Origin of the sequence: Acinetobacter sp. C15 (genome assembly GCF_013420645.1) — a bacterium.
Taxonomy (GTDB): Bacteria; Pseudomonadota; Gammaproteobacteria; order Pseudomonadales; family Moraxellaceae; genus Acinetobacter; species Acinetobacter indicus.
Genome location: NZ_VOXR01000023.1, coordinates 1 through 18292 on the forward strand (window position 1 = coordinate 1; position 18292 = coordinate 18292).

Genomic DNA, 18292 nt, shown 5'->3' on the forward strand with positions numbered 1-18292 from the left:
TGCCTTACCTGTTTGATGCAGGCTTGTTTCAATCCAATTTAAATCAATAAGTTCACAAAAATGGTTGAGTGATGGGAGAGCATGTTCAAGAGTGGATTCTAAATGTTCAGATAAAGACATAAAAAAAAATGAGCGTATTTACATACACTCATTTTTACTACATTTTACTAAAATTTGCTTAACTGACTGGCATTACACGCAATGTGGGCTTTTTTTTATAAATACTTCACCAGGAATTATTTATAACGATCTACCATTTTCTCTAAAGAAATTGGACGGATCTTGTCGGCATTGCCCGCAGTACCAAACGCTTCGTAACGTGCAACACAAATATCTTTCATTGCATCGACCGTTTTAGCGAAGAATTTACGTGGGTCAAACTCGCTTGGTTTTTCAGCCATGAAGCGACGCATTGCACCGGTAGAGGCCAGACGCAAGTCGGTGTCGATGTTAATTTTACGCACACCGTGCTTGATCGCTTCAACCAGCTGCTCAACAGGTACACCATAAGTTTCCTTGATGTCACCGCCGTACTGGTTGATCACTGCCAGCCATTCTTGTGGCACAGAACTTGAACCGTGCATCACCAGATGCGTATTTGGCAGCGCCGCATGAATTTCTTTAATACGGTCAATCGCCAGAATATCGCCTGTAGGTGGACGGGTGAATTTGTATGCACCGTGTGAAGTACCCACTGCAATTGCCAGTGCGTCTACATTGGTGTCTGCTACGAAAGAACGTGCTTCTTCAACTGAAGTCAGCAATTGAGAGTGATCCAGTACACCTTCTGCACCGACACCATCTTCTTCGCCGGCCATACCTGTTTCAAGGCTGCCCAGACAACCGATTTCACCTTCAACAGAAACGCCACATGCGTGTGCCATTTGTACCACACGACGGGTCACATCTACGTTGTATTCATATGAGGTTGGGGTTTTACCATCTTCACCCAGTGAACCATCCATCATGACTGATGAGAAGCCCAGCTGGATAGAACGTTGACATACGTCAGGGCTGGTACCGTGATCTTGGTGCATCACCACCGGAATGTGTGGCCATTCTTCAATTGCAGCCAAAATAAGATGACGTAAGAATGGTGCGCCTGCGTACTTACGGGCACCTGCAGATGCCTGTACGATTACAGGTGAATTCGTCGCATCTGCGGCCAACATGATTGCGCGCATTTGTTCTAAGTTGTTTACGTTAAACGCTGGTACGCCGTATCCGTGTTCACCGGCGTGATCCAATAGCTGGCGCATTGAAATAAGAGCCATAATATCCTCCCAGGTAATGCTGCATATTCTACATGGGGATTTGTTTCAATTCAGCAACAAAACGTCGTATTTAAAAAAAATCCCTGCCAATGCAGGGACTTTTATACAAATTACTACAATTTGTGGAGCTTTTAGGATTATTGCGCTTCAGATGCTGGCGCTGCTGCGCTGTCTGGGGTTGCGGCATCTGCTGGTGCATTGGCCACTTCTTCAGGCACATCGGTATTGTTTTCATCAAGTACTGGCTGATCAATTGCATCAATCGCCGCTTGCTGTTCTGCAGAAATTTGCTCTGACGCTACAGCTGCTGATGCATCTGCAGTGGTCGCTGTTGCATTGTCGTCTTTTTTAGCACATGCAGTGAAAGCTAAAGATGCAGCAAGTAACGCGGCAAGAGTTAATTTTTGGTTCATCAGAATATCCTACAACCCGGTGATTTTTGATCATAATATTTCAGAAACATGACAGTTTTATGACTAAAAAATGAAGTGCATAAAAAAGGCTGACCGAGGTCAACCTTTTGTCATCTTGCAAGCGTGTGCGAATTAAGCACGTTCTAGCAATACGGCAACTGCTGGTAAGGTCTTGCCTTCTACAAACTCAAGGAAAGCACCGCCACCTGTAGAGATATAACCAATTTTGTCTGCAACTTCATATTTGTCGATGGCAGCCAAGGTGTCACCACCACCTGCAATTGAGAAGCCTTCTGATTCAGCAATCGCTAAAGACAGGGCTTTGGTGCCTTCACCGAACTGATCCACTTCGAATACGCCAACTGGGCCATTCCAGAGAATCGTTTTAGAAGTTTTCAAGATCTCAGCAAATGCTTTTGCCGTTTCTGGACCAACATCCAGAATCATGTCGTTGTCAGCCACATCTTCTACTTTTTTCACGGTTGCTTTGGCAGCCGCCAGTGAACCCAAGAAGTCATCAAAGTTGATTTCAGATGCATCTGCAACTACCACATCCGTTGGAAGTGGTACAGATACTTTGGCAGCAATGGCTTTGGCTGTGTCGATCAAATCATTTTCACAGAGTGATTTACCCACGTTGTAACCCGCAGCGGCCAGGAAAGTATTGGCAATACCACCACCCACGATCAACTGGTCGCAAATGTCAGACAGTGACGTCAGTACATCCAGCTTGGTGGATACTTTAGAACCGGCAACAATCGCCACCATTGGTTTTTCTGGGGTTTGCAGTGCACGGCCCAAGGCATCCAGTTCAGCAGCCAGTAAAGGACCTGCTGCGGCAACTTTAGCAAGACGCGCAACACCTTCAGTTGACGCTTCTGCACGGTGCGCAGTACCAAATGCATCCATTACGAATACATCACACAGCGCTGCATATTTTGCTGCCAGCTCAGGATTGTTTTTCTTTTCACCCACGTTAAAGCGGCAGTTTTCAAGTAACACCACTTGACCTGCTTCTACCTCTACACCATCCAGGTAGTCAGTCAATAATTTGACTTCCTGGCCCAGTGCTTCGGTCAGGTAAGCTGCGACAGGCGCAAGTGATTGTTCAGCTTTAGGTTCACCTTCAACAGGACGACCCAGGTGAGAATACACCATTACGGCTGCGCCTTTTTCCAAAGCCGCTTTAATTGTCGGTAAGGCAGCACGTAAACGCGCATCGCTGGTAATCACACCATTTTTCACCGGCACGTTTAAGTCTTCGCGGATCAGAACACGCTTTTGTGCCAGGTCGAGGTCAGTCATACGCTGAAAATTCATGTATAGCTCACTTTTTAGATATTAAAATCGCCAAGATTCTAAATGATTATGCAGAAAAAGGTTAGCTTCTTTTGCAGAAAAGCTAACGATTGCCAAAGTTTTGTTATGATAGGAAAAAAACAGACCTGATAATTTTTATGCCTATGTCTATACATCCAGATCCAACCCTGAACCGTTTAAATGTTTTAGGCGAGCCTTTGGCCAGCTGCTGTTTTGACCCGATTACCGGCTATTTTCGTAATGGCTTTTGCCATACGGCGCCCACGGATCTGGGCCAGCACACTGTTTGTGCACAAATGACCTCGGAATTTCTGAACTTTTCCCAGAAAATTGGCAATGACCTGATCACACCGTTGCCTGAAGTCGAATTTCCGGGCTTAAAACCGGGTGATTTCTGGTGTATTTGTGTGACCCGCTGGGTTGAAGCCTATCAGGCCGGTAAAGCACCACCCGTAAAAATTCAGGCCTGCCATCAGGCGGTACTGTCTTACGTTCCCTTAGATATTTTGATGGAATATGCTGTCTAATGAAGCGTCCGATTATTCTGGCGTCCAGCAGCCAGACCCGTAAAGAACTGATGGACCGTTTAAAGCTCGACTATCAGTGTATGACACCCGACATTGATGAATCACCGCAAGGTGAAAACCATGCCGATGATCTGGCCAAACGGCTGGCTTTTGAAAAAGCCCAGAGTATTGCCGAGCAATATCCTGAAGCCATTGTGATTGGCTCCGATCAGGTGGCGTGGCGTGAAGGTGCGCCCGATATTTTTATTGGCAAGCCCTTAAGCTCGGAAAAAGCCATTCGCCAGCTGCAGGCCAACTCGGACAAAATTGTCTACTTTAGTACTGCGCTGAGCGTACAGCAAAAATCCAGCGGTTTTGAACAGACCCTGGTTGAACACTACAAAGTCAAATTCCGTAAACTGAGTCTGGATGAAATCGAGCGCTATGTGGCACTGGAACAGCCGCTGCATTGTGCCGGCAGTTTTAAATGCGAAAGTCTGGGGATTAGCCTGTTTGAACAGATGATTGGCCAGGACCAGACCACCTTGATGGGTATGCCAATGATTCAGCTGTGCCAGATTCTCCGCCAGCTTAATCTGCAGATTCCCTAAACACGGTAATGCAATACCCAAAATGATCAGGTGCCTGTCCTGATCATTTTTTTCGCCATCTTTTCCCTTCTGCCACTTTTCTAAATTTCCTTAAGATGAAGTTCATCACTTGCACCACCGCACAACTCAAGGGACAATAACAGCTAAATTTATGTTGTAGTTATTTGACATGTCTCAACCTTTAGACGTTTTAGGCGGAATCACCGCTGAACAATTCCTTGCCGAATATTGGCAAAAAAAACCGCTGCTGGTGCGTAATGCTCTGCCTGAAATTGCCAATATTCTTGAGCCGAGTGATGTCATGGAGCTGGCACTGGACGAAAATATCAGCGCCCGCTTAATCAAGCAGAAAGATCGTGATCCGAACCAGTGGTCCGTAAAATCTTCACCGCTATTAAAAGCCGATTTCCAGAAAATGCCAAAGCTGTGGACGCTGCTGGTCCAAGCGGTAGATCACTACTCTTTTGATCTGGCGGAACTGTGGAAAAAATTCCCGTTTATTCCGCAGTGGCGCCGTGATGACATTATGGTGTCATATGCGCCAAAAGGCGGTTCGGTCGGCAAACACTTCGACTTCTATGATGTATTTCTGGTGCAAGGCTATGGTCATCGCCGCTGGCAACTGGGCCAGATGTGTGATGCCGAAACCGAATTTGTTCCAGGTCAGCCGCTGAAATTACTGCCAGAGATGGATGTCAATTTTGATGAAGTGCTGGCACCGGGTGACCTGCTTTACGTGCCACCAGGTTTATCGCACTATGGCGTGGCCGAAGATGACTGCCTGACCTTCTCTTTCGGTTTCCGTATGCCAAATATCAGTGACATGATGGATCGCGTCAGTGACAAGTTTTCTGACAACCAGTTGCTAAAAAATCCGTTGCAAGATCTGATCCGCGACCAGATCAGCCCGATTGGACAAATTACCCAGCCGGAACTGGAATATTTAAAAGCCGAATTGCTGGCACAACTGCACAACTCGACCGTGTTGGAAGATGCCATCATGAGCCTGATGTCAGAGCCAAAATATCCGGACAATATTCCAGAAGCAGAAGAAATTGGTACTGGCGATCTGGAAGATGCGCTGGATCAGGGCTATCAACTGATTTTAGAACCGGCTTCACGCCTGCTCTATACCGAAGAAGATGGCGAGTTACTGTTCTGGGCCAACGGTGAAGGTCTGTATATTTCGGATGAGTTTGCGCCTTTACTGAAGCAGATTGCTGATGGTGAACTCGTCGAGCTGAATGAAGACCTGTACCATGAAGACATTTTGGAAGATGTAGCCCAGTTACTCAATGATTCTGTGCTGATGCTGCTGCCAGCTGAAGATGCAGAAGATGAGGCCGAATAAGGGCTTAATCCTGAGGTGATACCACTAAAATCGCCTTGATTAAGGTATAACCGGGTGTAGAGTTCACCTTTAACTCTGCACCTATCCGCGCCAGACGCAGCTTCATACTGCGTACGCCAATACTCATCCCGTGATCGAGCACCCCATGGGTATCAAATCCAATTCCATCATCCTGAATACTTAAACATAAAGTCTGTTCATCGGGAAAATCCAGTGTCACTTGCACATGCTTGGCCTGACTGTGCTTCACCACATTGGTCAGACTTTCTTCCAGCACCCGCATCAGGTTCAGACATTGCAGCGGTGTCGGTTGCACTACCCATTCACTGGCAATGTTCCAGGTGGCGCGCATCTCAACTTCATCCATGAGCTGGCTAAAACGATGACGCACCGGCGCAATCCATAACACCGGCGTTTCCGGCACTTTGGCGCCAATTGAGGAGCCACTGTCAATAATTTGCCGCAAATCATCACGCAGTAATTTCAAAATCGACAGAAACTGGCGGTTACTCATGGGCTGCTCGCTCTGGTCGACCATAATCATCGAGCGTACCAGCGAAGCACCCAAGCCATCATGCAAATCATGCGAAAGATGAATCCGCTCCTGCAAACGCACATTTTCCAATTCCAGATAATGCTTTTCCGACATGCTCTGTTTTAAGTCTTCACGAACCTCAAACACGCGATATTCAAGTTGCTGGTTAAACTGCTCAATTTTCTGCATGCTTTTGGTGGTGCGAATCCCGAGAATTAATGCAATAAACAGCGTCACCACCGGCGAGGTATACGGTGATAAGGGCTGTAAATCGGTATCAAACGGCGCAGCCAACAGTGCAATATCTAAAGCTGCAAAAATAATAATCAGGCTTAAACAGATCACCAGCAGGATATTTTCCACCCGCGGCACGCGGAAGGTTAAACGCAGCAGATACAGGAAAACCCCGAAAAATAACAGGCTATAGCCTAAAAATACCAGCCCGAAAACGGTTTGTGCATAATCGAGTGGCGTTACGAAAATGCCCAGAATCACCGCCACCGAACAGATAAAAGCGGTTTCTTCCAGTATCGGAAATTTTTTATCCACAAAACGTAGCAAATAGACAATGAATGACAGAATATACAGCACAAAAAAGGCAATATTGGCCTGTGCCGCCATCAGCGTATTCGGGAAGGGATAAGTTTCCGTGCTAATAATATTGGAGACAAATAACAGCCACAGCAAACAGCTTAAGGCAAACCAGCCATAACTGACTTCTTTACGCCGAAACAGCCAGATCACCAGACACAACACACCCAAGGTCGCCGATAAAATTGCATTAATCACAAATAAGGTACGACGATCCCAGATCTGTTGCTGATATTCCGTATAACTGTTATAGACATTCTGGAAGGAAACATCACCGAGACCGGCGGATTGAAAGGCATAGCCTCGCACATAAACTAAAATTTCATTCTGGTCGGGACGCAGGCCGCTAATCGGTAAAATCCAGTAACGTGGCATATTCCAGCTTTTGGAAAGCGGCTCTTCCAGATGCCGGTTTGACCAGATTAAATCGCGGTTTAAAAACACCGCACCCGCACTATTTAAATAATTAATAGAAAATACAATCGACTGATCCAGCACGGCCGGTTCCTGACAGGACCAGTTCCAGACAATTTTGTACCACACCCCGCCGTTATAATCCGGCCAGCGTTCATTCCAGCGATCAGGCAACGTCACAGGTTGCCATCCTGTATGTGGATGGCTATGAATATCCGGTGTCTGTACGGTGCTGACCGACTGAATATTAACCTGACAATACGGGTCTATGGCATAGCTTTGCTCTGCATACGCACTCGATAGACAAAGATAAAGACAACAGCCGCACCAAAACTGGAGCAATCTGTAGATCATAAAATGCCTAATGAGCGCGCTGTACTGACTGCCTTGGTGCGTTTACTTACCGAGAGCTTGCGATAAATATGCTTGATATGACTTTCCACGGTATACCGCGACACAAACAGCTGCTCGGCAATTTCCCGGTTACTCAGGCCCTGCGCGACCAGATTTAGAATTTCATGTTCACGGTTGGTCAGCTGTTCAATATCTTCATCGGGCTGTTTAAACGGCTTGGCAATTTCCTGCGGCTTCTGCACCGAAATCTGTGACAGTATTTCCCGGGCAATAAAGGGATCAATCGGTGCGCCGCCTCTTAAAATACTGCGGATGGCCATGATCACTTCAGTATCATCGCGTTCTTTTAACACATAACCGGTGGCGCCCGCCTGAAGGGCCGAAAACAGGCTGTTTTGCGTACTCCAGGCCGAAATCACCAAAATTAGTACACTGCTGTCTTTGGCCCGAAGCTGTTCAATCAGTTCAATTCCATTGCCATCTGGCAACCCCAAATCGACCAGCGCCAAAGACACCGGCTGTTCTTCAATTTTCTGTAATGCTGCTTTTAAATGGCTAACAAAAATCAGCATGTCATTGCTGTAGCCCATTTCAAGGAGGATATGTCTGAGGCGTGACTGAATCATGGGTTCATCTTCCACAATCAGCACAGGGGCCGGTAATATTGATTCTGTAATGTCCACTGTCTTCCCCGATCTTTTAACTTTCAATATAGCGATATTATTAAACGGTTCTCTATCCCTAGAATTAAGGAATTTCAGAGTGTTAGCACTGTTATTTTTATGATTTCAGCATAGCAGCTATTTTTTAATTTTTATAGATTTTATTGCTCATTTTTAAGCTGTGCTAAAGCCCTTGCCAAATTTCACAAATCATTACTTGTATGCCCTATTCAGAATCTGCACAGTAATACAAGATTGAATTCGCAATGGAAAAATCATAACAATGCCAAGTCCAGCCCAAGCCATTCGCCATAAACTTTTAAATACTTTTTTCTCCCGTCACTCGGTCTGGTTTGCCTGTATTTTAATTGCGCTGGGCATTACATGGCTTAGGCTATTTTATGAGCCACATTATATTTATTATTTTCTGTCCGATGGCGTAATTAACTCGCTCTGGCTGATCACCACGCTGCTGAGTCTGGTCGGTCTGTATGATGTCATTCAGACCAAGCATTCCATTCTGAAAAACTACCCGATTATGGGTCATTTCCGGTTTATTTTTGAAGATTTCCGCCCCGAAATTCGCCAGTATTTTATTGAAGCCGATCAGGATGCCCAGCCTTTTTCGCGCATGCAGCGCAGTTTGGTCTATCAACGTGCCAAAAATGAAAATGCCGATAAACCCTTTGGCTCGATTTTGGATGTGTACGAAGCCGACTACCGTTTTATTGTGCATTCCTTGCGCCCCTGCCCACCGGCTGATCCAAAAACCTTCCGGATTCATATTGGCAATGAACAATGCAGCCAGCCTTATAGCGCATCGATTTTAAATATTTCTGCCATGAGTTTTGGCAGCCTGAGCGCCAATGCCATCCGTGCCTTAAATAAAGGGGCCAAACTTGGTGGCTTTTATCATGACACTGGTGAAGGCAGCCTTAGCCCGTATCATCTGGAATATGGCGGCGATATTGTCTGGCAAATTGCCAGTGGCTACTTTGGTTGCCGCACCGCAGAAGGTTTATTTGATCCGGAAAAATTTGCCCGTCAGGCCGGTAATCCGAATATCAAGATGATTGAACTCAAGCTTTCCCAAGGTGCCAAGCCGGGCCATGGCGGTATTTTACCGAAACATAAAATTTCAGAAGAAATCTCGCAGATTCGTGGCGTGCCGCGTGACCGCGATTGTGTGTCACCTTCACGCCATCCTAGTTTTAGCACCCCAATTGAAATGCTGCAATTTTTACAGCAGTTACGCGATTTATCGGGTGGTAAACCGGTGGGTTTTAAACTGTGTATTGGCCAGCCCTGGCAATTTATGAGTATCGTCAAAGCCATGCTGGTGACCAAAATTGTGCCCGACTTTATTGTGGTAGATGGTTCAGAAGGCGGTACCGGCGCCTCCCCGATTGAGTTTAGTGACTATATTGGTACGCCGCTGCGTGAAGGCTTACTATTTGTGCATAACACTTTGGTTGGCGCGGGCCTGCGCAGTAAAATCAAGCTCGGGGCCAGCGGTAAAATTATCAGTGCCTTTGATATTGCCAGTACCTTTGCCTTAGGCGCAGACTGGGTCAATTCAGCCCGTGGTTTTATGTTTGCCGTTGGCTGTATTCAGGCGCAAAGCTGTCATACCAACCAATGTCCGGTCGGTGTCGCCACACAAGATAAAGACCGTCAAAAAGCGCTACATGTACCCTCCAAAGCAGAACGGGTCTATAACTTCCATAAAAATACCATGCATGCCCTGTCGGAAATGATTGCGGCAGCCGGTTTAAAACACCCGGCCGACATTCGTGCCCATCATCTGGCGCAGCGGATTAACGACCGGGAAATTAAAAACTATGCCCAGCTGCATTTCTGGTTGAAAGAAGGCGAATTACTGAGCTGTGAAAATAAAGATGAAGAAAACTTTTATTTCCGTATGTGGAATTTGGCCAAAGCGGAAGAATTTTAAAAAAGAGGCACCCGCATCTTTTTTATGAAATGGAGGAAAGCTTAATAATAAGTCTTGGAATTCGAAGCATGTAAAAAGGCTGGAATCAAACCGGTTAAGGCCGCACGAATATCCGGGCGTTCATTAATCAGTTGATGTGACCCTTCTTCCAGCATCAGCAAGGTTTGCAGGCGGAATTTACGCCGGATAAACTCGATGTTATAGCGCCAGTCCACAGTCTGATCCTGCGCGCCCTGGGCCAGCCACACCGGAATCCGGCACGCTGGTCGCTGCTCCATTTCCAGCATCCATTTGGACATGGCCAGAATCCAGTCCATGCCCATCATGCGTGGTTGTAACGGATCTTTTAAGCGCACAAAACGCAAAAATTCCGGGTTATGGTTATTGCGTCTGAAATGGCGTGGCACTTCGCGTTTAATCCGGCGGATAATCCCAAGGCCCACTGAATTATGCCACCAGGCACTTTTGGCTGGACGGATGAGAGGTGACAGTAACAGCACCCGCTCAACAAACGGATTCTCCCGGCGCTCGGCAAATTCCAGTAAATGATGCATCCAGATCGCACCACCGGTACTTTGCCCTACCCCTAGCCAAGGCTTAGGCAATTGATCGGCATTGCGCACATATTGGTAAATGGCGTGTAGCACCTGCTGGTAATGATCAAAATTCTGGATACTGGCGGGCGAGCCATTACTTAAACCATGGCCGGGCAAATCATAAGTCAAGACACTAAAGCCCTGCTCCAGAATTTCTTTGACAATCGGCTGATAAATGCCGCTGTGCTCCAGATAGCCATGCAGTAAAAACACCGTACCTTTGCTTTTTTCCAGCTTGCCCGCTTCAAGTTTAGGCTGAAACACCTGCACATGCAGTTTAAACAGCGGCATTTGCACATAACCCTGCCAATGCTCGCACTCTAAGCTGTCAAAACCGTAAAGCTGGCGATAGGCCTGAATATCCACCGTGGGCGCATAAGGCCGGTTCAGGTTTAAAGGCTCCAGCACCTGCGGCGTGGTATCGCGGCTAGGAACCGGTAAATCCAGCTGTTTCAGCACACTCGGATTTAAAAACGGGATATTCGGCATTATGGCACCTCCCGGCAGTCGCTCGAACCAAACAGCATATCGCGGATGGTGGCCAGCATTTCATAATTGGCACGGCGGCTATGATCATAGTTCTGCTCACTAGGCTGCCATTGGGTCAACTCGGTTGGAATTGGCGCGACCACCGGCACGGTTTCAATGCCGTTTAAGGCAAACAAACGGCGTGTGCGCGGCATGTGATATTGATCGGTGATTAAAATCACCGTTGGTGCGCCGCCTTTTTTCTGTAGCAGCAAGGAACTAAAACGCGAGTTTTCACAGGTGTTCATACTGCGATCTTCCAGCAAGTTGGCTTCAACCCCGCGTTCTGCCAGCCATTTCTGCATATAAGGTGCTTCAACACCGCTCAGCACAATGGGTAATTTATACTGTTTTTCAATTTCTAAGGTTTTTTCTAAACGTAGTCGTGTGTAGTTATTCACAATAATATCTTTTTGATTTTCATGTAAGGTCAGACCGCCGCCCAGAACCACAATTGCATACGGCTGGGAAGTTATTTGCGGCTTCTGGCTATTTTGTTGTTGAATCAGTGCGATATCCTGAAAAATTTCTTCATCAACCGGTACGGTTTCAACCGCTGCCACTTCATGGGTTCTTAAAAATTTCAGATACTGTTCCATTAGGGCCTGATTTTCAGAGCTGTCTAACTCCAATAAATCCTGTAACTGCTGTGAAGGCTGTGCAAGTTGCGCCTCAGATGCGGAAACATCGGCCAGCAATGGAATTTGCGGTGTGCTGTCCTGCTCTTGTTCCTGCTGACTGCGCTGCTCATCCTGAATTAAAGCCTGCAAGGCTTTATAGCGTGCCTGAATGGTGGTGAGATTCTGTGAATTTTTAGCCTGAATCTCTTCTTCCATCACTTTTAAATAAGCTTGCCGGGCAATCCACAAATTCGAGCCAGGTTCCAGATTTTCCTGATCGGTCAGTGCCCCCATCTGCTGGCTTTGTGCAGCCACTTCATTGACCTCCACCGGCACAATGGTATTCAGCACTTTAATCACAAACTTGGAATAAAACGGCGAATAGATAAAAACCACCAGACAGCCCATCAGCACAAATAGCACAGCCGCCATTTGTACGATACGCACCATCCAGTGAGTTCTATTCATAAATGCCTAACCTGATTAAAAGGTATTGTGGGGAATAATCAGCCCGGCGTCATTAAACAGCACCGGTTCTGGTTCTAAGTGTATCCCAAATTTTTGGTACACGTCCTGCTGTACTGCCTGATATGTTGCCTGAACATCGGCCAGGGTCGCATTGGCATAATTGACAAGCACCAGTGCCTGCTTGTGAAACATACCAACCATGCCCAGCTGTTTCCCTTTCCAGCCGGCCTGATCAATAAGCCAGCCAGCCGCAATTTTGACCTGGCCTTCGGGCTGCGGATAATGCGGCATGTTCGGGAATTGAGTCGCCAGCTGTTCATAGACCGCGGCAGTCACCACCGGATTTTTAAAGAAGCTGCCAACATTTGGAAATTGCTGCGGATCTGGCAGTTTACTTTGACGGATCTGGATCACTTGGCGTTGCAGGTTTTCAGCGGTTTGCTCATCACCCACAGCGGTTTTTAAATCGCCATAATTCAGTTTCAAGTCCGGTTGTTTCCGTAGCTTGAATATGACATGGGTGATGATATAGCGGTTCGGATTTTCTTTGAAAATACTGTGGCGATAGGCAAAATGGCAGTCACTGGCCAGAATTGAATTAAACTGGCCGTTATAACGGTCATAAACCTGTACCGATTCAATAAATTCACCAACCTCAACCCCATAAGCGCCAATATTCTGTACCGGTGATGCACCGACCAGACCGGGAATTAAAGCCAGATTTTGCAGGCCAAATAACTGCTGCTCAGTGGTCCAGAGCACAAAATCATGCCAGACCTGACCCGCACCGACGCGAATGGTGCTGAAATTGTCATCTTCATTCAGGAATTCAATGCCCTGAATATCCATATGTAACACCAGCGCCTGAATCTGCTCTGGCAGCAGCATATTACTGCCGCCCGATAAAATCAGCACATTCAGCTGCTGCAACTTGGCATAATTTAAGGCCGCAATTAAATCATCGGTGGAATGTACCTTAATATAATGAGACGCATTTGCAGCCAGATTTAAGGTATTAAAAGGCTTAAGCTGGACCTGATGTTGAATGTTCATATTCTTAAACCTGATTTAAGCCAATTCTGTTTTTAAAATATTGATCCAGGCCTGTGCACTGGATTCACACTGATCCAGCACGCGTTCAAAGCCATCGGCTTCGCCATAATAAGGATCAGGCACTTCATGACGTGGATATTGTGGATCATGTTCGCTCATTAGCGCCACTTTGGCACGTAGCAACTCTGCGCCATATTCTTCGGCTGCATGACGTTTTAGATGCTGAATATTTTGCAGGTTTTCCTGATCCATCGCCAGAATCAGATCAAAATCTAGAAAATCGCGCGTGGTTAACTGACGGGCACGCAAGGCAGATAAATCATAGCCACGCTGCAAAGCATGTTGCTGGCTGCGCGCATCGGGTGCTTTGCCCGGATGATAATTACTGGTGCCGGCAGAATCGACCCAGATATTCAGTTGCTGTGCATCACAATAATGTCTGAACACCACTTCCGCGGTAGGTGAACGGCAGATATTGCCCAAACAGACACATAACACCTTGTATGGCGTTCTGGATGACATAACAACCTCAAAACTGCTTTCTTTTAAAGTGTCTTATGTTAAGTTATTTGCAGGATGAATCCTATATTGTCACTATAGATAAATGTTGATTTAAGTATAAAAATTAAGGATAAAGCGTATGAGCCCATTTCAATTCCAGACTGTGCCCAACATTATTGCCGGACTGGGCAGCATCCAACAGCTCAAAGCCCTCCTGACTGAACAGAACAATCAACGTGTGCTGCTGGTGACCGATCCGGGAATGGTGCAATTACAATTGCATGCACCTGTTTTGGAAACTCTCGAAGCTGCCGAATGTGATTACCGCATTTATGCCAGCGTACAGGCCGATCCACCGGAACATATTGTGCTGGAAGCCGCCGAATTCGCCCGGCAAAACCAGATAGATACAGTCATTGGTTTTGGGGGTGGCAGCTCGCTGGATGTGGCCAAAATTATTGCCCTGCTGGCCCATCCTGAACAAAAACAGCAATTGCATGAGATGTATGGCGTCAATCAGGCGCAAAAACCGCGTTTGCCTCTTATTCTAATTCCAACCACGGCCGGCACCGGCTCGGAAGTCACGCCCATTTCCATTGTCACCACCGGCGAAACCACCAAAACCGGCATTGTATCTGCTGCCCTATATGCCGATGTCACCATTTTAGATGCCAACTTTACCCAAAACCTGCCGGCGCACATTACGGCCGCCACCGGTATTGATGCAATGGTACATGCCATTGAAGCCTATACCTCCAAACACAAAAAGAACTTTTATGCCGATATGCTGGCGATTCAGGCACTTAAACTGCTGAACCAGAATCTGCATCTGGTGCTAAAAGATGGTAACAACATGGAAGCCCGTCAGAATATGCTGGTCGGCTCGATGCTGGCCGGACAGGCCTTTGCCAATGCACCGGTGGCAGCAGTCCATGCACTGGCCTATCCGCTGGGTGGACATTTTCATTTGTCGCATGGGCACAGCAATGCGCTGGTCTTAACCGAAGTGCTGAAATTTAATGCACCAGCCGCCAAGCAGCAGTATGCCGAATTGATGACCTTGCTCGACCCATCCAGCAAAGGCTGTGTAGATGGCTTGTGTGATCTGTTTATTGACCACATGCAAAACTATCTGGACCGCAGTGGTCTGACCTTAAAACTGAATGCCCTGAATGTACCTGAAAACATGCTGGAACAGCTGGCCGAGGATGCCATGTTACAAACCCGCCTGCTGCAAAATAATCCACGCGACATGGAAAAACAGGATGCATTGGCCATTTATCAGGCGATTTATCAATAAGGCTGAAGCTATTTAAAGTTGTGGTAAATCAAAAATATAAATTTTCGATCTATTCAGGGATGACGTCTTTTTATGAAACCGGTAACCAAAACCCGCGATCAATATACCTTCTTTTTACCGATTCAAACCCGCTGGTCAGACAACGACATGTATGGTCATGTCAATAATGTCATGTATTACAGCTACTTCGATACCGCTGCCAATGCGCTGCTGATTGAGAAAGCCGGACTGAATATTCATCAGGCCGAGATTATGGGGCTGGTGGTAGACTCTGGCTGCAGCTTTTTAGCCGAGCTGAGTTATCCAGAAGTGATTGAGGTCGGTGTGGCGATTGCAGCGCTGGGCAACAGCTCGCTGAAATATGATCTGGCAATTTTCAAGCAGCATCAACAGCAGTCTTCAGCTCAAGGACATATGGTGCATGTTTTTGTCGATGCGCAGCAACGTAAAAGCACCCCGATTCCAAGCGAAATGCGGAATGCCCTGTTGCCTTATCTGCGTTCTCAATAAACGGTTGAAATGGTCTGACGGTGGTTATTTCAACTGGATATTCTGCAATTCGCCATCAAAACTTTCGAGCAGCGATTTAACCTGCGGCTCCTGATGCAGCAGCTCACTGGCGCGTTGATAAGCACGTACTTTACGTTCCTGCTGCAAGCTATACGGTGTCACCTCTGTGACCTGTCCATACTGCACTTTCAGGAAGCTGTTCGGCCACTGCTGTTTCAGCGCTGCTTCTAAATGCTGTAACTGCGAATTTAACAATTGCTGATACTGCTCCGGAATATGGAAAACCGACTCAGCTTCAATCTGGCCGGTCATCAGGCCGTGTTGGGCCAGTTCCTGAACTGCCGGTGATAAATCACTATTACGGAACCAGTATTCCCATTTTTCCACACTCCATTCGCCCTCTAAGGACTGCACCGGCAGTTGCAGAATATCTTGCGGCATCAGGCGCTGATCAGCACGTGGAATAGCGGTATTGTCTACAGCAGCAACGACAGGCTGGTTGACGGATGACGTCGGTGCTGGCTGCGCAAATAAACTGTCTTGCGGGCTGGAATCCTGTGGATGTGTCAGCTCAGGCTGTTGTGCGACAGACGAAACCGGTGCTGCAAGTTCAGCAGGCTGTTGAGTTGGCTGCGCAACGGCCGTTTCCGGTAAAGGTGCAATTTCATCAAACAGGAAATCATCACTGCTGGCCTCATCCTGCGTTTCCGGCTGATCAGCACGATCATCTTCATCTAAATCAAACAGCACTTCATCTGCCGCCGGATCAAAAATCATCTGCGCAGATGCCGCTTCTGCCGGTGTAGTCACCGGATGGTCTGGTTCGGATGGAGATGCAACTTCAGCAACCTCTAACGCTTCATCCTGCAGAAAATCATCTGATGATGGTTCAGCAACGGGTGGGTTTATAGCAGCAGTTTCAGCTTCTAATTCATCCTCAGCTGAAACAACGGGATGCACCGGTTCAGGCTGCGCGGTAGCTGACTCAGCGGCCGGTGCTACAGCAACTGCGTTGCTTTGTGCGCTGACCTGCGTCAAGGGCACTTCATTTGGCTGTAAGGGACGGAAAGCCAGCAGACGCAGCACGCACATCTCAAAGCCCTGCTCCTGGGTAACCGCCAGCTGTAAATCTGCGCGACCTTTGCTGGCAATCTGGTAATACAGCTGTAAATCCTGAGCCGAAATGCGCTGCGACAGCTGGGTAATTTTCTGGTTAATTTCGGCGCTATATTTCAGGCTTAAATCCGGCAGATATTGCAATAAGGCCAGCTCATGCAAAGTCGAAATCAGCTGATCCAGCACCAGTGATACATCCAGTGCCTGCTGACGGAACTGCATTAACAGTGCGCTCACGCGCGCAGTCTGGTTCTGATGAATCGCCAGAATCAGGTCATAAATAATGGTGCGGTCAATCAGCCCCAGCATGTCTTTGACATCCTGATGATGAATTTCACCCTGACCATAGGCAATGGCCTGATCGGTTAAGGACAAGGCATCCCGTAATGAACCTTGTGCCGATTCAGCAATTTGCCAGATTGCATCCTGCTCGGCCTGAATCTGCTCTTTGCTGAGAATTGAAGATAGGTGCTCGGTAATTTCATCTACTGCCAAAGGACGCAAGGTAAATTGCAGGCAGCGTGAAATGACCGTAATCGGAAGCTTCTGCGGATCGGTGGTGGCAAACAGGAATTTAACATGCTCTGGCGGTTCTTCCAGCGTTTTTAGCAAGGCATTGAAAGAGTGCGTCGAGAGCATATGCACTTCGTCAATCAGGTAGACTTTAAAGCGGCCTTGCGTTGGTGCATACGGCACATTATCGAGCAGTTCGCGGGTATCTTCCACTTTGGTACGTGATGCCGCATCAATCTCGATTAAATCAATAAAACGGCCTTCATTCACCGCCTTACAGGTCGGACAAACTTCACACGGTGTGGAGGTCACCCCTGTTTCACAGTTCAGGCATTTGGCCAAAATACGCGCAATGGTGGTTTTCCCGACCCCACGAGTCCCGGTAAACAGATAGGCATGGTGTAAACGGCCACGCTCTAAGGCACTGGTCAGTGCACGAGAAACATGATTTTGTCCCACCAGCTCATTAAAATTACGTGGACGATATTTACGCGCAAGTACCTGATACATGTATGCTCCTTTTTACAGGTCTAAGCATACTGTTTTTTTAGTAAATAGTGAAATAAATGACGGGCGCATCCAAAGAAAAATCCCTTGTTCGCGCCAGCAAAAAAGGGATTAAAAATCAGTATATTTAGCAGATGATTAGCCAGTATTTAAACAGACTTGGCCAGAATAAAATCACTTTGCATTTGATAGCGTTTGCCTGTTTGATCTACACGAATCTCGAGCAATTGTTTTTCAAGATCGATATACAGCAAATTTCGGGTGTTGACTTGCAGCAGTTCAAGCTGCTGACGCGACGCATCTGCAAAGCGAATCCGCCCTTGAATCACTTCCGGCGCATTGTGCCCGCTCATACTTTCACGCACCAAGGTATAGGTTTCATCCTGATGAAGTTCTAAAGATACTGCCATTCCCGGACAATCATCACAGCGCGATAAACAGCCCATACAAGGCGTGGTGCCTTTGAACTCACCAACCCACGCAGGAATTGCGCTCTTAGATTCCACCACCGTCTGTGACTGGCTTGAGTTTTGATCCTGACATCCGAGTAGAACTGAACTGGCCACCAGCGGAATCAAAATGACTTTTTTCATCT

17 protein-coding genes are annotated in these 18292 nt (G+C 47.1%); 6 read left to right on the plus strand and 11 right to left on the minus strand.

What is annotated here, in order from left to right; all coding sequences use genetic code 11:
• Nucleotides 1–236 precede the first annotated feature (236 nt).
• From fba to FTT63_RS09980, 3 genes are all read right to left on the minus strand, one after another.
• Nucleotides 237–1274 carry a class II fructose-bisphosphate aldolase gene (fba, locus tag FTT63_RS09970; RefSeq protein WP_005178575.1) on the minus strand — a complete coding sequence of 346 codons (1038 nt, stop codon included), beginning with the start codon at nt 1272–1274 and terminating at the stop codon, nt 237–239.
• A gap of 137 nt (nt 1275–1411) precedes the next feature.
• Nucleotides 1412–1687 (minus strand): hypothetical protein, encoded by a 276-nt coding sequence (locus FTT63_RS09975; protein WP_005178577.1) that lies wholly within the window; start codon nt 1685–1687, stop codon nt 1412–1414.
• A 132-nt stretch (nt 1688–1819) separates the two neighbouring features.
• Nucleotides 1820–3007, minus strand: a complete 1188-nt coding sequence (locus FTT63_RS09980; protein WP_005178578.1) for a phosphoglycerate kinase — start codon at nt 3005–3007, stop codon at nt 1820–1822.
• A 143-nt stretch (nt 3008–3150) separates the two neighbouring features.
• Here FTT63_RS09980 and FTT63_RS09985 point away from each other — a divergent pair, with 143 nt between their 5' ends.
• The 3 genes from FTT63_RS09985 (at nt 3151) to FTT63_RS09995 (ending at nt 5475) form a co-directional block, all read left to right on the plus strand.
• Nucleotides 3151–3534, plus strand: a complete 384-nt coding sequence (locus FTT63_RS09985) for a DUF2237 family protein (RefSeq protein WP_034597805.1) — start codon at nt 3151–3153, stop codon at nt 3532–3534.
• A complete protein-coding gene (locus FTT63_RS09990) occupies nt 3534–4124 on the plus strand; it encodes a nucleoside triphosphate pyrophosphatase (RefSeq protein WP_005178582.1) in 591 nt (196 codons plus the stop codon). The genes FTT63_RS09985 and FTT63_RS09990 overlap by 1 nt, the downstream gene beginning before the upstream one ends.
• Before the next feature lie 169 nt (nt 4125–4293).
• A complete protein-coding gene (locus FTT63_RS09995) occupies nt 4294–5475 on the plus strand; it encodes a JmjC domain-containing protein (RefSeq protein WP_005178584.1) in 1182 nt (393 codons plus the stop codon).
• Nucleotides 5476–5479: 4 nt separating this feature from the next.
• On the opposite strand, the gene FTT63_RS10000 is transcribed toward FTT63_RS09995, so the two are convergent.
• The gene (locus FTT63_RS10000) at nt 5480–7369 is read right to left on the minus strand and encodes an ATP-binding protein (protein WP_218952660.1); all 1890 of its coding nucleotides are present in this window, start codon (nt 7367–7369) and stop codon (nt 5480–5482) included.
• Nucleotides 7366–8052, minus strand: coding sequence for a response regulator transcription factor (locus tag FTT63_RS10005; protein ID WP_180192223.1), 687 nt, complete (start codon nt 8050–8052; stop codon nt 7366–7368). The genes FTT63_RS10000 and FTT63_RS10005 overlap by 4 nt, the downstream gene beginning before the upstream one ends.
• A 262-nt stretch (nt 8053–8314) precedes the next feature.
• Between FTT63_RS10005 and FTT63_RS10010 the strand changes: the two genes are divergently transcribed.
• Entirely contained in the window at nt 8315–9985 is a 1671-nt protein-coding gene (locus FTT63_RS10010) for an FMN-binding glutamate synthase family protein (RefSeq protein WP_005178590.1), read from the plus strand.
• A 41-nt stretch (nt 9986–10026) separates the two neighbouring features.
• Here FTT63_RS10010 and FTT63_RS10015 read toward each other — a convergent pair whose 3' ends face one another.
• Genes FTT63_RS10015 through FTT63_RS10030 form a run of 4 tightly spaced genes read right to left on the minus strand, consistent with a single transcriptional unit; the run spans nt 10027 to nt 13772 of the window.
• Nucleotides 10027–11070, minus strand: coding sequence for an alpha/beta hydrolase (locus FTT63_RS10015; RefSeq protein WP_005178596.1), 1044 nt, complete (start codon nt 11068–11070; stop codon nt 10027–10029).
• Nucleotides 11070–12197, minus strand: a complete 1128-nt coding sequence (locus FTT63_RS10020; RefSeq protein WP_127798850.1) for a YdcF family protein — start codon at nt 12195–12197, stop codon at nt 11070–11072. Before FTT63_RS10020 ends, FTT63_RS10015 begins: the two co-directional genes overlap by 1 nt.
• A 15-nt stretch (nt 12198–12212) precedes the next feature.
• Nucleotides 12213–13250, minus strand: a complete 1038-nt coding sequence (gene murB / locus FTT63_RS10025; RefSeq protein ID WP_180192224.1) for a UDP-N-acetylmuramate dehydrogenase — start codon at nt 13248–13250, stop codon at nt 12213–12215.
• Nucleotides 13251–13265: 15 nt separating this feature from the next.
• Nucleotides 13266–13772 (minus strand): low molecular weight protein-tyrosine-phosphatase, encoded by a 507-nt coding sequence (locus FTT63_RS10030; protein WP_005178601.1) that lies wholly within the window; start codon nt 13770–13772, stop codon nt 13266–13268.
• A gap of 118 nt (nt 13773–13890) precedes the next feature.
• Between FTT63_RS10030 and FTT63_RS10035 the strand changes: the two genes are divergently transcribed.
• On the plus strand, nt 13891–15051 hold the full coding sequence (locus FTT63_RS10035; protein WP_016659059.1) for an iron-containing alcohol dehydrogenase: 1161 nt from the start codon (nt 13891–13893) through the stop codon (nt 15049–15051).
• A 72-nt stretch (nt 15052–15123) separates the two neighbouring features.
• Nucleotides 15124–15561, plus strand: coding sequence for a thioesterase family protein (locus tag FTT63_RS10040; RefSeq protein WP_180192225.1), 438 nt, complete (start codon nt 15124–15126; stop codon nt 15559–15561).
• Nucleotides 15562–15585: 24 nt separating this feature from the next.
• Here FTT63_RS10040 and dnaX read toward each other — a convergent pair whose 3' ends face one another.
• Both dnaX and FTT63_RS10050 read right to left on the minus strand, forming a co-directional pair.
• Nucleotides 15586–17700, minus strand: coding sequence for a DNA polymerase III subunit gamma/tau (gene dnaX / locus FTT63_RS10045; protein ID WP_180192226.1), 2115 nt, complete (start codon nt 17698–17700; stop codon nt 15586–15588).
• A 146-nt stretch (nt 17701–17846) separates the two neighbouring features.
• Complete coding sequence (locus FTT63_RS10050) at nt 17847–18290, minus strand: copper resistance protein NlpE N-terminal domain-containing protein (RefSeq protein ID WP_168408520.1); 444 nt, start codon at nt 18288–18290, stop codon at nt 17847–17849.
• Between the last annotated feature and the right edge of the window lie 2 nt (nt 18291–18292).

Excerpts from the sequence above, each read along its gene's own strand:
- FTT63_RS09995 (WP_005178584.1), top strand. The coding sequence starts at position 4,294 with ATGTCTCAACCTTTAGACGTTTTAGGCGGAATCACCGCTGAACAATTC.
- FTT63_RS10020 (WP_127798850.1), bottom strand. The coding sequence starts at position 12,197 with ATGAATAGAACTCACTGGATGGTGCGTATCGTACAAATGGCGGCTGTG.
- fba (WP_005178575.1), bottom strand. The coding sequence starts at position 1,274 with ATGGCTCTTATTTCAATGCGCCAGCTATTGGATCACGCCGGTGAACAC.
- FTT63_RS09985 (WP_034597805.1), top strand. The coding sequence starts at position 3,151 with ATGTCTATACATCCAGATCCAACCCTGAACCGTTTAAATGTTTTAGGC.
- FTT63_RS10040 (WP_180192225.1), top strand. The coding sequence starts at position 15,124 with ATGAAACCGGTAACCAAAACCCGCGATCAATATACCTTCTTTTTACCG.
- dnaX (WP_180192226.1), bottom strand. The coding sequence starts at position 17,700 with ATGTATCAGGTACTTGCGCGTAAATATCGTCCACGTAATTTTAATGAG.
- FTT63_RS10010 (WP_005178590.1), top strand. The coding sequence starts at position 8,315 with ATGCCAAGTCCAGCCCAAGCCATTCGCCATAAACTTTTAAATACTTTT.
- FTT63_RS09990 (WP_005178582.1), top strand. The coding sequence starts at position 3,534 with ATGAAGCGTCCGATTATTCTGGCGTCCAGCAGCCAGACCCGTAAAGAA.
- FTT63_RS10030 (WP_005178601.1), bottom strand. The coding sequence starts at position 13,772 with ATGTCATCCAGAACGCCATACAAGGTGTTATGTGTCTGTTTGGGCAAT.
- murB (WP_180192224.1), bottom strand. The coding sequence starts at position 13,250 with ATGAACATTCAACATCAGGTCCAGCTTAAGCCTTTTAATACCTTAAAT.
- FTT63_RS10015 (WP_005178596.1), bottom strand. The coding sequence starts at position 11,070 with ATGCCGAATATCCCGTTTTTAAATCCGAGTGTGCTGAAACAGCTGGAT.
- FTT63_RS10000 (WP_218952660.1), bottom strand. The coding sequence starts at position 7,369 with ATGATCTACAGATTGCTCCAGTTTTGGTGCGGCTGTTGTCTTTATCTT.
- FTT63_RS09975 (WP_005178577.1), bottom strand. The coding sequence starts at position 1,687 with ATGAACCAAAAATTAACTCTTGCCGCGTTACTTGCTGCATCTTTAGCT.
- FTT63_RS10035 (WP_016659059.1), top strand. The coding sequence starts at position 13,891 with ATGAGCCCATTTCAATTCCAGACTGTGCCCAACATTATTGCCGGACTG.
- FTT63_RS09980 (WP_005178578.1), bottom strand. The coding sequence starts at position 3,007 with ATGAATTTTCAGCGTATGACTGACCTCGACCTGGCACAAAAGCGTGTT.
- FTT63_RS10050 (WP_168408520.1), bottom strand. The coding sequence starts at position 18,290 with ATGAAAAAAGTCATTTTGATTCCGCTGGTGGCCAGTTCAGTTCTACTC.